The organism is Pseudonocardia wallangbongensis (assembly GCF_054486945.1).
This window is the reverse complement of record NZ_JBRERS010000002.1, coordinates 217,595-230,188: the sequence shown is the minus strand read 5'-3', so window position 1 is coordinate 230,188 and position 12,594 is coordinate 217,595. Positions and strand designations below refer to the sequence as shown.

General features: G+C 73.7%; 13 protein-coding genes. 6 read left to right on the top strand and 7 right to left on the bottom strand.

Annotated features, from left to right (window positions below):
* Positions 1–65 precede the first annotated feature (65 nt).
* Positions 66–1,934, bottom strand: a complete 1,869-nt coding sequence (locus ACU436_RS07420; RefSeq protein WP_459022995.1) for a prolyl oligopeptidase family serine peptidase — start codon at positions 1,932–1,934, stop codon at positions 66–68.
* A gap of 227 nt (positions 1,935–2,161) precedes the next feature.
* On the opposite strand from ACU436_RS07420, the gene ACU436_RS07415 reads away from it, so the two are divergent.
* Together ACU436_RS07415 and ACU436_RS07410 are read left to right on the top strand one after the other, a co-directional pair.
* Complete coding sequence (locus ACU436_RS07415; protein ID WP_459022993.1) at positions 2,162–2,959, top strand: LLM class flavin-dependent oxidoreductase; 798 nt, start codon at positions 2,162–2,164, stop codon at positions 2,957–2,959.
* Between the two features lie 30 nt (positions 2,960–2,989).
* Positions 2,990–3,907 carry a hypothetical protein gene (locus ACU436_RS07410; RefSeq protein ID WP_459022992.1) on the top strand — a complete coding sequence of 306 codons (918 nt, stop codon included), beginning with the start codon at positions 2,990–2,992 and terminating at the stop codon, positions 3,905–3,907.
* Between the two features lie 386 nt (positions 3,908–4,293).
* Here ACU436_RS07410 and ACU436_RS07405 read toward each other — a convergent pair whose 3' ends face one another.
* From ACU436_RS07405 to ACU436_RS07385, 5 genes are all read right to left on the bottom strand, one after another.
* Positions 4,294–4,848 (bottom strand): YceI family protein, encoded by a 555-nt coding sequence (locus ACU436_RS07405; RefSeq protein ID WP_459022990.1) that lies wholly within the window; start codon positions 4,846–4,848, stop codon positions 4,294–4,296.
* Between the two features lie 46 nt (positions 4,849–4,894).
* The gene (locus ACU436_RS07400; protein ID WP_459022988.1) at positions 4,895–5,368 is read right to left on the bottom strand and encodes a carboxymuconolactone decarboxylase family protein; all 474 of its coding nucleotides are present in this window, start codon (positions 5,366–5,368) and stop codon (positions 4,895–4,897) included.
* 76 nt (positions 5,369–5,444) lie between these two features.
* Positions 5,445–6,089, bottom strand: coding sequence for a TenA family protein (locus ACU436_RS07395; RefSeq protein ID WP_459022987.1), 645 nt, complete (start codon positions 6,087–6,089; stop codon positions 5,445–5,447).
* Between the two features lie 10 nt (positions 6,090–6,099).
* On the bottom strand, positions 6,100–6,879 hold the full coding sequence (locus tag ACU436_RS07390) for an MBL fold metallo-hydrolase (RefSeq protein ID WP_459022986.1): 780 nt from the start codon (positions 6,877–6,879) through the stop codon (positions 6,100–6,102).
* Complete coding sequence (locus ACU436_RS07385) at positions 6,879–7,502, bottom strand: 2-phosphosulfolactate phosphatase (RefSeq protein ID WP_459022985.1); 624 nt, start codon at positions 7,500–7,502, stop codon at positions 6,879–6,881. The genes ACU436_RS07390 and ACU436_RS07385 overlap by 1 nt, the downstream gene beginning before the upstream one ends.
* Here ACU436_RS07385 and ACU436_RS07380 point away from each other — a divergent pair.
* The 3 genes from ACU436_RS07380 to ACU436_RS07370 all read left to right on the top strand — a co-directional run bounded on the left by ACU436_RS07380 (position 7,486) and on the right by ACU436_RS07370 (position 9,022).
* A complete protein-coding gene (locus ACU436_RS07380) occupies positions 7,486–7,737 on the top strand; it encodes a hypothetical protein (RefSeq protein ID WP_459022983.1) in 252 nt (83 codons plus the stop codon). The two genes, ACU436_RS07385 and ACU436_RS07380, sit on opposite strands and share 17 nt — an antisense overlap.
* Positions 7,734–8,015 (top strand): hypothetical protein, encoded by a 282-nt coding sequence (locus tag ACU436_RS07375; protein ID WP_459022981.1) that lies wholly within the window; start codon positions 7,734–7,736, stop codon positions 8,013–8,015. Before ACU436_RS07380 ends, ACU436_RS07375 begins: the two co-directional genes overlap by 4 nt.
* Before the next feature lie 83 nt (positions 8,016–8,098).
* Positions 8,099–9,022 carry a TIGR03854 family LLM class F420-dependent oxidoreductase gene (locus tag ACU436_RS07370; protein WP_459022979.1) on the top strand — a complete coding sequence of 308 codons (924 nt, stop codon included), beginning with the start codon at positions 8,099–8,101 and terminating at the stop codon, positions 9,020–9,022.
* Positions 9,023–9,512: 490 nt separating this feature from the next.
* Here the strand turns inward: ACU436_RS07370 and ACU436_RS07365 are convergent, their stop codons facing one another.
* Complete coding sequence (locus ACU436_RS07365) at positions 9,513–11,414, bottom strand: molybdopterin biosynthesis protein (protein WP_459022977.1); 1,902 nt, start codon at positions 11,412–11,414, stop codon at positions 9,513–9,515.
* Positions 11,415–11,612: 198 nt separating this feature from the next.
* Here ACU436_RS07365 and sbnA point away from each other — a divergent pair, with 198 nt between their 5' ends.
* Positions 11,613–12,593: a 2,3-diaminopropionate biosynthesis protein SbnA gene (gene sbnA, locus ACU436_RS07360; RefSeq protein WP_459022975.1), complete on the top strand. Its 981-nt coding sequence runs from the start codon at positions 11,613–11,615 to the stop codon at positions 12,591–12,593.
* Position 12,594: the final 1 nt, after the last annotated feature.

Genomic DNA, 12,594 nt, shown 5'->3' with positions numbered 1-12,594 from the left:
GCCGGCGGGCGAACGGGAAGGGTGGACGTGGTGCTGCGCCTCTTCTCGGCCTCGCCCGCGCCGGCTCAGGCGGTCTGCTCGGACAGGCCCAGCAGGTGCGCGGTGACCCAGCGCACCACCTCGCGGACGAACACCACCCGGTTGTCGGTGCCGTGCACCTCGTGGCCCTCGTCCTCGAAGAGCAGGAACCCCGGGCTCGCGCCGCGCTCGCGCAGGGCGTCCACCACCTGCTGCGCCTCCGCGAGCGGCACGTTCGTGTCGTGCGCGCCGTGCACCACGAGCAGCGGTGCGGCGATGTGGTCGACGTGGTGCAGCGGTGAGAGCTCCTGCAGCAGGGCGGCGTCGGCGTGCGGGTCGCCGTACTTGGATGTGGCCGCGGTGGCGATCCACGGTTCGGTGCGCGCGTAGAAGGTGGTGAAGTCGGAGATGCCGCACACGTCCACGCCCACCGTGAACAGGTCGGGGAACCAGGCCAGCGCCGCGAGGGTGAGGTAGCCGCCGTAGGAGCGGCCGGACACCCCGACGCGGGTCTGGTCGGCCAGACCCGCCGCGACCAGGAACTCGACGGCCGCCCGCACGTCGTTGATCGCGCCGAAACGGCGCTCGCCGTCGTCGGCCGTGGTGAACGTACGACCGTAGCCGCCGGAGCCGCGCACGTTCGGTGCGAAGACGGCCACGCCCTCCGCAACCAAAGCCTGGAACAGCGGCTGGAACGTGGGCCGTTCCTGCGCCTCGGGGCCGCCGTGCAGCCAGATCAGCGTGGGCAGCGGGCCGAGGGCGCCGCGCGGCCGGAACAGCCAGCCGGACAGGCGCAGCCCGTCCTCACCGCGGAACTCGTGCAGCGTGGGCTCGACGAGCGCCGCGCCGAACTGCTTTGCGGGGCGCAGCAGCGGGGTGGCGTCGCCGTGGACGTCGAGCGCGATCCGCGACAGCCGTGGCGAGACCGCGGGGCCCTCGTTCGCGACGAGCAGCGCCGTGCCGTCGAGGGTGAACGCGGCGTTCGTGACGACGTCGCCGGGCACCGGCACGACCGGTTCGAGCAGCCCGGAACGCAGGTCGAGCAGCTCCACCTCGCTGCGCCCGTCGACGTTCCAGGAGAGCGCGGCGCGCACGCCCGCGGGATCGAGGGACACCAGGTCGAGGTCGTCGTCCGGGCGCTCGGCGATGGGGTAGACGGTGGACACCCCGCTGGAGCCGCGCAGCGTGACGGCGAGCAGCGCGGGGCGCTCGCGGCCCGCGTCGGTGTGCACGTAGAGCTGGCGGCCGGTGACGCCGAACCGGGCGTCGGCCACGTTGGCGCCACCGGGCAGCAGCTCCGTGCGCCGACCGCTGCGCAGGTCCACCAGCTCCAGCCGGCGGGCCCCGCGGGGGCCGAGCCCCACGACCGCCCGCCTGCCGTCGCCGCTCACCGCGCAGACGCGCGCCGACGGGCCGGCCGCGAGCACGGTGGAGGTGCCGTCGCGGAGGTCGACGAGACATGCCTGCCCGTCACCGGAACCCTCGGCGTAGACCGTGATGCCGAGCTGGCGGCCGGTGGGGGACCACACCCCGAGGGTGCTGGCCGCCGCGCCGCGCGCGAGGTCGCGCACCTCGCTGCCGTCCGGCGAGACGACCTGCACGCGCGTGCGCTCGCCGCCGTACGGCGCGACCTGGCAGGCGATCCAGAGACCGTCGGGTGACCAGCACATCGTCTCGACGTCGCCGTCGGCGGGCAGGGGCCGGTCCGGCTCGATCACCGCCCTGCCGACGGGCGGCAGCGGAGCGACCCACGCGCGCGGACGGCCGTCGCGGTCGGAGATCCAGGCGAGCAGCGCGCCGTCCGGGGACGGGGCCGGATGGAAGAAGCGCGAGGAGAAGAGCCCAGGCGTGTCGGTGCCCCCGCCGAGGCGAGCGAGCCGTCGCTCCGTGAAACCCGGCGTCCCCACCTGCTCCATCTGTCACAGCCCCCTTGCCTGCTGCTCCATCTCCGACGGTGCTACCTGCTACAACGCGTCGGAGCCCATGTTCGTTCTCCTCGAGTCCGGGTCTGCAGGCACGCCCGTCGAGGTGCCTGATCGCCGGAACCGGAAAATACTCGTCGAGTGGACGACGCCGCGGGGCACCGGCGCAAGCCACGACGTGTTTCCAGTTCGTGTCGGCCCCCCATGGTGTGATCGCACCCATGACGGATCCGACGATCGGCGTGACCTTCCGGCCGCAGTCGCCGCCCGAGGAGCTGCGCGAGGTCGCGCGGGCCGCCGAGGCGGCGGGCATCGCCCAGCTGTGGCTGTGGGAGGACTGCTTCTGCGAGGGCGGCCTCAGCGCGGCCACCGCGGCGCTCGCCTGGACGGAGCGGTTGCACGTCGCGATCGGGCTGCTGCCGGTGCCACTGCGCAACCCGGCGCTCGCCGCGATGGAGATCGCCACCGTCGCCCGGATGTTCCCCGGCCGGTTCCACCCCGGGCTCGGCCACGGCGTCCTGGAGTGGATGGAGCAGGTCGGGGCGCGGGTCCCGTCACCGATGACGCTGCTGCGCGAGTACACCACCGCCGTCCGGGATCTCCTGCACGGCCGCACCGTCGACGTCGAGGGTCGCTACGTGCGCCTGCGCGACGTCGCGCTGGACTGGCCGCCGGCCACCCCGCCGCCGCTGCTCGTCGGTGGCCGGGGGCCCAAGACGGTCGGCCTGGCCGGCGAGGTGGCCGACGGTGTCATCCTCGACTCGGTGCTCAGCCTCGACCAGGTCCGGGAGGGCATCGCCACCGCGGCCGCCGGGTGCCGGGCCGCGGGCCGCGCAGGGGAGCCGTTCGACATGGTCGTCTTCGTCGAGGTCGACACGGGCGCCCCCGACCTGGCGGCCCGCATCGACGAGTCGATCAAGGTGCTCTCCGGGATCGGGGCCGGCACGGTGGTGTTCCAGCCCACCGGGGAGTCGCCCGATCCGCTACCCCTCGTCTCGGCCTGCGCGGGGCGGGGGTAGGAATGTCCTGAGCACCATCCAGGGAGGGTCTTGATCGACCAGGGTTCCGGCGGGGTCGACGTGGCGGCGCATCGACGCATCCACGCCGTGCGGGCGCGCGTTCGATGGTTCCCGCCGCTGCTCGCGGCGCTGGCCGCGGTCGCCTTCCTGCTGCCGTCGCTGTGGGCCGGCACCGCAGCGTCCGGGGCGGCGTCCGGGGTGCAGCTCCGCTCGAGCTCGACACCCCTCGAGCCGCCGGCCGCCTCGACGTACTGCGCCGCGCCCGGGGTCGTGTGCATCACCTCGGACCAGACGTCCCGGATCAACATCACCACCTCGAACGTGATCTACGACGGGCGGGGGCACGACGCCGTCGGCATCACGGTGAACGCGGACAACGTCACCGTCCAGAATTTCAACTTCGCCAACTGCGCCGGCAACTGCGTGTGGACCAAGGGCACGAACAACGTCGTGCAGGACAACTCGATCTCGCAGGTCTACTACGCGGGCGACGACATCGACGGCCTCCGGTTCTTCGGGGACGGCGCGAAGATCCTGCGCAACCGGTTCTTCGACATCCTCAAGGGTGCCGAGAAGGACGCCCACCTCGACTGCATGCAGACCTACGCCACCCCGAGCACGGGCGGCGGCAGCGCGGGTGCGGTCATCGCCGACAACCACTGCGAGGACCCGGCCTTCCACCAGTGCCTGATGGTGGAGGGCCCCGGCAGCACCGACGGCGGTGGCGGCGGCAGGGGGGCCACCAGGGGCTGGAAGATCGAGCACAACTACTTCCAGTGCTATGCCAACCAGACCATCGCGCTGCGCGACGCCCACGATTTCGTCATCCAGAACAACAACTTCGCCGGCGCCGGCCGGAAGGCCGTCCAGCAGACCGACGGAAGCTCGGGGATCACCATTCGCAACAACGTCCTCGGCTCCGGATACGGGCGGGTCACCGGCGACTGAACCGGGAGGTCATCGGGGTCCTGCGGCGGCGATCAAGGGCAAATGTCCCCCGAAGATCAACTGGCGACCATCTCGCCATGATCGCGACCCGACTCGGAGGGTGGGCGCGCCGTACCCGACCGGCCGTTGTGTGTCTCGCCTCCCGCCGCGGCGTAGGCACCCGGCGGGGACGGTCTCGTCCACAGACGGGCGTGCCCCCACGTCGGGGACGGCCGCCCGCGTAACCCCGGGGGTCGGTAGTGAACCCAGGCCGGCCACCCACCCCGACGCACCGGACGGATCCAACCCAGCTGCCGGCTGCGACCACTCGGGTAGGAGTGGTGGGCATGCCGTCCCGAGGTGACCGGGCGCGCCCACGAGGGACGCACCGCCACGACACCCCGCGATCAGCCCTGGCGGACCGCCTGGATCTCGATGCTGATCGACACCTTGTCCCCGAGCGCGACGCCACCGGTGTCCATCGGGACGGTGAGGTCGATGCCGAAGTCGTGCCGGTCGATCTCCGCGGTGGCGGAGAAGCCGGCCCGCAGCCCGCCCCAGGGGTCGGGGCTGAAGCCGTTCATCTCGAGGGCCAGGGGCACGCGGCGGGTGACGCCGTGCACCGTCAGGTCGCCCTCGACGGTCCAGCTGTCGCCGGTGCGGCGGACGCCGGTCGACCGGTAGGTCATCGTCGGGTACTTCTCGGCATCGAGGAAGTCGCCGGAGCGGAGGTGGGTGTCGCGCGTCTCGCTGCCGGTGTCGACGGAGGCGATGTCGATCGTGGCGGTGACCGACGAGTCCATCGGGTCGTCGCCGGTGACGATCGTGACGTCGTAGCCGGTGAACCGGCCGCGCACCTTGCTGATCATGAGGTGGCGGACGGAGAAGGCGATCTCCGAGTGCGCCGGGTCGGGGGTCCAGGTTCCGGCCAGGTAGCCGGGGATCGCAACGGAAGTGGGCATGGGTTCCTCACGGATGTGGCGGAGTGGGTGGGTGGTCGAACGCTCGCTACCCGAACTGGCCGGGCTGGTAGTCGCCCGCGGGCTGCTTGACGATGACGTTCGCGCGGTTGAAGGCGTTCATGACGGCGATGAGCGACACCAGGGCGGCGAGCTGGTCCTCGTCGTAGTGCTTCGCGACGTCCGCCCAGGTGTCGTCGGAGACGCCGCCGGCGGCATCGCCGATCCGGGTGCCCTGCTCGGTCAGCTCCAGTGCGGCGCGTTCGGCGTCGGTGAACACCGTTGCCTCCCGCCAGGTGGCGACCAGGTTGATGCGCGTGGCGGTCTCCCCGGCGTGCGCGGCGTCCTTGGTGTGCATGTCGGTGCAGAACCCGCAGCCGTTGATCTGGCTGGCGCGCAGGGCCACCAGTTGATACGTCGCGGCGGGCAGCGCCGAGTCCTCGACGGCCCGGCTGGCCGCGACGATGTGCTTCACGACCTTGGCCGAGACCGGGTTGGTGGTGAGATCCAGGCGAGCGTCCATACCTCCACGACCCGGCAGCGCCGCCGGATGTGAGGTCGCCGGCGTGGGTGTGACGCGCGTCTCCTGACGGGCCCGGTCAGGTGTACGCCGTGTCGAAGAACGCCAGCTCGAGGTCGACGGCGCGCACGAACAGCTCCTGGACCCGGTCCCGGTGGGGCGCATCGAGGTCGGCGCACCTGCGGTCGAACTCCGCACGCAGGAACTCCACCCACGCGGTGAACGCCCGCCCGCTGTGCAGGGCGATCCACTCCGCCTGCAGCGGCTCCTCCGGCGGGGTTTCCTCCGGCCGCGTCGCCCACTCCAGGTAGAGCCACTCGGCGACGAGGAGCACGGCGAGGCAGGACGGGTAGTCGGCGCTGCGGCGGGCCTCGTCCATGAGGTCGACGAAGCCGCGCGTCGGCTCCAGCAGGCCGGGATCGGTGCGATCGGCCAGCGGGACGTCGAGCGTGTCCAGCGCGCGGGCGAAGAAGTCGTTCTCCGGGCCGGCGATGATGCCGAGCTGGCGGGCGTGGACCACCCGGGCGTCCGCGCGGTCGGCCGAGGCCACGGCCGCGCCCATCAGAGCCAGGAAGGCGTCGACGAACTGGTGGTCCTGCACGAGGTAGGTCGCGAGGACATCGCTGTCGATCCCGCCGCGCCAGATCTCGTCGACGAACCGGTGCCCGACGGCCGCGTCCCACGTGGGCGCGGTCAGCTCCCGCAGCTGTGCTGAGAACGTCACCCGGGTGACCCTAGTGAGGGTCGGGCCACGGGACGTCCGGGTAGGGGGAGCGGTGGGCCGCCTCGGCGGCGGACAGCGCACCCGCTGCCACCGCGGCGTACAGGGCCGCCACGCCGGCCAGCTCCGCCCGCTGCCCGGCCACGAACGCGGGGCCGACCGGGTCGCCGTGGCCGGGCACCACCGTGTGGGGCCGCAGGGCGAGGAGCGTGTCCAGGGTGGCGGGCCACTCCGGCACGACCGCGTCCTCAAGGTCTGGTGGCGCACCCTGCTCGACGAGGTCACCGGCGAACACGACGCCGGCGTCGGGCACCGCGACGACCAGGTCGTGGTCGGTGTGGCCCCGGCCGGGGTGTAGCAGCTCGACCGGGCGGCCGCCGAGGTCCAGGGCGGCGGGCGCGTCGGCGTCGGGCAGCCGGGGCTCGGTGGCGGCCAGCGCGTCGGCGGTGCCGGGATCGCCGTGGGCGCGGTAGTGGGCGGCCCACCGGCTGCGCTGGGCCGCCGCGGTGGCGGCGAGCACCGCGCGGCAGCGGGGCAGCGCGTGCACCGGGGCCGGGACGAAGGCGGCGGTGCCGAAGCAGTGGTCGAAGTGGGCGTGCGTGATCGCGACGACCAGCGGCAGGGTGGTGATCTCCCGTACCGCGGCGGCGAGCTCGGCGCCCTGCCGCGCGTCGCCCCGGGTGTCGACGACGAGCGCCCGCTCGGTGCCGAGCACCAGCCCGACGGTGAGGTCCAGCTCCCCGTACCGCCGGGCGAGCACGCCGTCCCCGACCTCGAGCCAGCGCCCGTCCATCACACGCCTTGCAGGAATCCGTCGCGCAGGCGCGGGACGGCGGTGCTGGTGTCCAGGGCGGCGGCGAGCTCGACGTCGGCCGCGAAGCCGTCGGCGTGCAGCTCGCGCCCCGAGGACGTGGCGGCGAGCAGCTCGCCGAGCCCCCGGCCGCGGGCGGCCGTGAACTGCGCGACGGCGAGCTCGGCCTCCGGGGAACGGCCCGGCAGCGCGGCCGCGATGGCGCCTGCGCCCAGCGCGTCCTCGGCGGCGACGCGCATGGTGTCGTCCGGCCAGCGCTCCCCGGCCGGGACGATCCCGATCGGCCCGCCGACGTCCCGGGCCGCGGCCGCCACGGCCGACGCGTTGCGCAGGCACCCCGCGAACAGCACGGCCCCGCCGGCGGCGACGGCGGCGCAGAGGGTGGCGCCGTTGGGCGAGGGCAGGGCGAGGCGCGTGCCGGCGGCCAGCCCGGTGAGCGACGCGGGGGAGAGCGACGGGCCGGGTCCGCGCCGTGGACCGGCGCGGACGACGTCCGGCGGAACGGGCCGCTCGCGATCCGCGGAGCGCAGCGGGAGCACCGCCGCCCCGCGACCCACGGCGACGTCGACGGCGGTGGAGAACGACAGCATGTCGACGACGATCACGACCGCGCATTCGGCGGCCAGCAGCGCCGCGGCCCTCCCGGCCCCACTCCAACCGGATGTCGTAGCCCTGCTGGTGGTGTTCGGGGTGGACGGCCACGCGCCGACCCTACGGCCACCTGTCCGATGTCCGGTTGGTTACCGGTTGCTGGCCTGGCCCCGCCAAGTCGATCACTTCAAGATCACTCCGGCGGTGTTGATCGACAACCCGCCGGACCGATTCGAGGAGATGACATGAGACGCGTGTTCGTTGTTCTCGCTGTTGCGGGCGCACTCTGCCTGGGGCTGACCGGTACGGGCGCAGCGGCGCCGCCGGAGGAGCGCCTGCCCGCCCCGCCACCCGCGAGCTCGGTCCAGTCCACCTGGTACACCTACGGCTACACGACCACGGAGTCCGAATGCCACGCCTGGGGCAAGGAGCTCACGGCCGACGGTGCGCCGAAGGCGTACGCGTGCGAGTACCACCCCGACTCCGGCCGGCCGGCCTGGCCCTGGGTGCTCCGGGTCCTCGACTGAGCGACGCGGGGCAGGGGCCGGCCGGGGTCGCGTGCACAACAACGCGCCGACAGTAGTCGGCCGGTCCCAGTAGCGTGACGACCGTGAAGGTCCGCGTGGGCATCGGGTCGGTTCCACTCGCCGGCGGGCCGGGTCCCGGCCCGGAGCTGGGCGAGCTCGTCGACGAGCTGGAGGCGAGGGGGATCGACTCGCTGTGGCTGGCGGACCAGGCGTCCGGCCCGCTGATCGACCCGCTCGTCGGGATGGGCTTCGCCGCGTCCCGCACCCGGACGTTGAAGGTCGGCAGCGGGGTCATCGTGCTGCCCGGCCGGAACCCGGCGCTGGTCGCGGCCCAACTCGCGTCGCTGGCCGCCCTCGCGCCCAAGCGCATCCTGCCCGCGTTCGGGGTGCAGCCGGCCATCGCAGCGGAGCGGCAGCTCTTCCCCGCGCCGGACGGGTCCCGCGCCGCCCTCTTCGACGAGTCCCTCGAGGTCGTGCGCCGCCTGCTCGCCGAACCCCGCGTCACGCACCACGGCCGGTTCTTCCACCTCGACGACGTGTCCGTGGCCCCGCTGCCGCCCCGGCCGCCGGACATCTGGCTGGGCGGCCGCGCCCCGGCCGGGCTGCGGCGGGTCGGCCGGCTCGCCGACGGCTGGCTGGGCAGCTTCGTCACCCCGGACGAGGCCGGGGACGCCCGCGCGCAGATCGAGCGCGCGGCGGCGGAGGCGGGCCGGGAGATCGAGGACGACCACTACGGCACCAACATCGCCGTCGTGGCGGCGGACGCCTCCGACGCCGAGGTGGCCGCGGCCCGGGAGCGCGTCGTCCGGCGCCGCCCGGACCTCGACCCGGACGGCCTCGTGCCGCACGGCTGGGGCGAGGCGCGCGACCTCGTCCGCCGGTACGTCGACGTGGGCCTCACCAAGTTCGTGGTGCGACCGGCCGCGCCCCTCCCGGGCTGGGCCGGGTTCCTCGACGAGTTCACGGCCGAGCTGCGTCCCCTGGAGGACGAGCTGAGCGACGAGTGACGGCGGTCCCCGAGGAGCGAACCCCACCGGGGGACACTCGATGAGTAAGTCCGAGCTCGACGGTTGGCGGCTGATCACGGGCCACGGGGTCCGGTAGTTGTGCCCACCCGGCCACTGCACACACGGGTAGGGGCGGGGGAAGGCCGGTGACGGCGTGCGGGGCCGGGTCGAGGTTGCGGGGCAGCCGGTCACCGGCCGGGTACGGCGCGCCCACCGCAACGTTTCATGGTCACGTCGACACCTTGCGTTTCCGATCAAGGCGCAAGACCCGCGGCGTCGACTCGACCATGCATTGCGGTGGGTTCCGCGGAAGGCACCGCCCCGTGACAGCGGTCGGTCGCCGGCAGTCGCATGATCGCCGTAAGCGGTCGTGGAGCCGCAGATTTGCGGCTCTGGAACCGCACCTGGCGATCATCGGAGGGACGGCCGGGTTCGGACTCACTCATCTTGGTGCGAGCGAAGGTGCCGGTCGCTCCACCGATGTGCCCCGCTAGATGATCCTGCGGCCCGTCTCCGTGCAGCCGTAGCCGCCCAGGGCCTCCACCTCCGCGCGGAACGGCGCGCTCGCCATGAGCTCCCACAGCGGCGCGAGCAGGGGGTCGTCGACCGTCGACGCGCGCAGGACGAGGTCGTAGGGCTCCCGCGCGACCGGCACGAAGTCCAGCCCGAACGCCCGCGCCGCGGCGAGGATGCCCAGGCCCGCGTCCGCGCGGCCGGCCGCGACGGCGGCGGCCACGGCGAGGTGGGTGTGCTCCTCCCGGGTGTAACCGTCGACCTCCGCGGGCTCGATGCCGCGGTTCGACAGTTCGTGGTCGAGCAGCACCCGGGTGCCCGCGCCGCGCTGCCGGTTGACGTAGCGGACGCGGGGCAGGTCCCCGATGCCGGAGACGCCGAGCGGGTTGCCGGGCGCGACGAGCAGGCCCTGTTCGCGGTGCACGAGCCGCACGACCGCGACGTCCTCGCCCACGAGCACCTTCTCGACGTACGGCAGCGTGTACTCCCCGGTGGCCGGGTCGAGCAGGTGCGAGCCCGCGAGGTGGCACAGCCCGTCCCGTAGCGCGACGAGCCCGCCGAGGGACCCGACGTTCGAGCCGGCGAGCGTGAGCAGCGGGTCGGCGGTACGCAGCGCGGACGCGGCGACGTCGAGCACCAGGTCGTGCGAGCCGATCGCGACGATCGTCCGGCCGATCTCGCCGAGCCCGCGCAGCAGCTCCACCCGCACCCGCTCCCCGGCGTGGTGGCCCTCCAGGCCGGCCGGCACCACGAGCAGCCCGTCGGCGCGCACGAGCGAGGTGAGCACGCCCGCCCCGCGGGGCAGCGGGGTCGCGACGATCTCGCCGCCGACCCGTCCCAGCCGCACCCGCACCCAGTCGTCCATGCCGACGTTGGAGGCGAGCTTGCGGGCCAGCCGGGCCGTGGTCGTGGGGCGCTCGCGGGGTGCGGCGCCCTCCAGCGCGGCCAGCAGGGGCGCGGCGAAGATGTCGAAGGTCAGCGCGGCGGACACCGGGTAGCCGGGGGCACCGAGCACCGGCGTGGCGTCCACGGCGCCGAGCACGACCGGGTGGCCGGGCCGCACGGCGACGCCGTGCACGGCGAGCGTGCCGGCGCCGGCGACGACCCGCGCCGTGTAGTCGTCGCGCCCCGCGCTCGAGCCCGCGACGAGCACCACCAGGTCGGCGTCGGCCGCGGCCTTGCGCATCGCCTCGGTGATGAGCGCCGGGTCGTCGGGAATGATCGGCGTGACGCGGGCCGAGCAGCCCAGCTCCCGGGCCTGCGCCGCCAGCATCAGCGAGTTGGTGTCGAGGATCTCGCCCGGCGCCGGCTCGGTGCCGATGGGGCGGATCTCGTCGCCGGTCGGGACCACCACGACCACCGGCGCCCGCCGCACCGCCAGCTCCACGGCCCCGGCCGCCGCGGCCGCCGCGACGTCGACCGGGCGCAGCCGGTGCCCGGCCGGGAGCAGCAACTCGGATGCGGACACGTCCTCGCCGATCGAGCGCACGTGCTGGTACGGCGGTACGGCGGAGCGCACCTCGGCGGCCTCGCCGACGTGGTGGACGTGCTCGCGCATGACCACGGCGTCGTAGCCGTCGGGCAGCGGGTCACCGGTGTCGACCACGGCGAAGTCGGCGAGGAGCACGGGCGTGGTCTCCGCCGCGCCGACGGTGTCGGCCGCCCGTACCGCGATCCCGTCCATGCCCGCGGAATCGAACGCCGGGGAGGAGCGGCGGGCCCACACGGGCTCGGCCGTCACCCGTCCGACCGCCTCGCCCACGGGAACCCGCACGGCGTCCACCCGCGGGGGGCAGCCGGCGGCCGCGCACGCGTCCCGCCACGCGTCCAGCGCCGCCACGGCGGGGACGTCGGAGACGAACGGGGAGTCGGCGACCACCTCGGAACGGTACGCCCGGTCGCGCCGAGGCGGGTTCACCCCCGCTCCCGGCGGTCGGGACAACCCCACGTGGATCCGGGGGTGGGCCGCACCGAGCGACGTGCTGCCCCCATCGTTCCGCGCCGCTCCCGACCGCATTCTCGTACCCAGTGGCTCATCGGCCGAGACATCCGGCCGGTTCAGCAGTGAGGGGGCATCATGCCGATCATCTCCGTTCCTCAGGAGTTCAACCAGGACGACCTCTACGTCGACCTGCGATCGATCTTCGGACGCCCGCTGTTCCTGAAGTGCGAGGGGTTCAACTTCGCGGGATCCGTGAAGCTGAAGGCCGCGAACGAGATGGTCGAGGCGGCCGAGCGCAGCGGTGCCCTGCGGCCGGGGTCCGTCCTGGTCGAGTCCTCGTCCGGGAACCTCGGCGTAGCGCTCGCCATCATCGCCGCGAGCAAGGGCTACGGGTTCCGGTGCGTGACCGACTCCCGCTGCAACCTGGCGACCCGGTTGCTGATGGAGGCGTTGGGCAGCGAGGTCCACGTGATCACCGAACCCGACCCGGAGACCGGGTACCTCGGCGCGCGCCTGAACTACGTCCGCAACCTCTGCGCGTCCGACAAGCGTTACGTGTGGCTCAACCAGTACACGAACGACAACTCCTGGAAGGCGCACTACCGGACGACCGGACCCGCGATCGCGCGACAGTTCCCCGGGCTGGACGTCCTGTTCGTCGGGGCCGGCACGACCGGGACGCTCATGGGCTGCGCCCGCTACTTCAAGGACCACCACCCCTCGGTGCGGATCGTCGCGATCGACAGCGTCGGATCCGTCAGCTTCGGCACGCCGGCCGCGCGCCGGATGCTCCCCGGTCTCGGCATGAACGTCCGCCCGCCGCTGCTCGACGTGAGCTACGTGGACGAGGTCCTGCACGTCGAGGAGGCCGACGCGATCCGGACCTGCCACCGGCTGGCCCGACGCGGGTTCCTGTTCGGCGGTTCGACGGGCACGGTCGTCAGCGGTGCGACGGGTTGGCTGACCCGCCACGACGCGCGTGACCTCACCGCGGTGGCCATCGCGCCCGACCTCGGCGAGCGCTACCTCGACACGATCTACCAGAGCAACTGGGTGCAGGACCTCTACGGCGAGGGCGTGCTCGACGAGCTGTCCGCCGGCAGCCGCACGGCCTGAG

Coding starts and splice junctions, on each gene's coding strand:
- ACU436_RS07420 (WP_459022995.1), bottom strand. CDS start 1,934: ATGGAGCAGGTGGGGACGCCGGGTTTCACGGAGCGACGGCTCGCTCGC.
- ACU436_RS07415 (WP_459022993.1), top strand. CDS start 2,162: ATGACGGATCCGACGATCGGCGTGACCTTCCGGCCGCAGTCGCCGCCC.
- ACU436_RS07405 (WP_459022990.1), bottom strand. CDS start 4,848: ATGCCCACTTCCGTTGCGATCCCCGGCTACCTGGCCGGAACCTGGACC.
- ACU436_RS07400 (WP_459022988.1), bottom strand. CDS start 5,368: ATGGACGCTCGCCTGGATCTCACCACCAACCCGGTCTCGGCCAAGGTC.
- ACU436_RS07390 (WP_459022986.1), bottom strand. CDS start 6,879: ATGGACGGGCGCTGGCTCGAGGTCGGGGACGGCGTGCTCGCCCGGCGG.
- ACU436_RS07380 (WP_459022983.1), top strand. CDS start 7,486: ATGTCGACGACGATCACGACCGCGCATTCGGCGGCCAGCAGCGCCGCG.
- ACU436_RS07375 (WP_459022981.1), top strand. CDS start 7,734: ATGAGACGCGTGTTCGTTGTTCTCGCTGTTGCGGGCGCACTCTGCCTG.
- sbnA (WP_459022975.1), top strand. CDS start 11,613: ATGCCGATCATCTCCGTTCCTCAGGAGTTCAACCAGGACGACCTCTAC.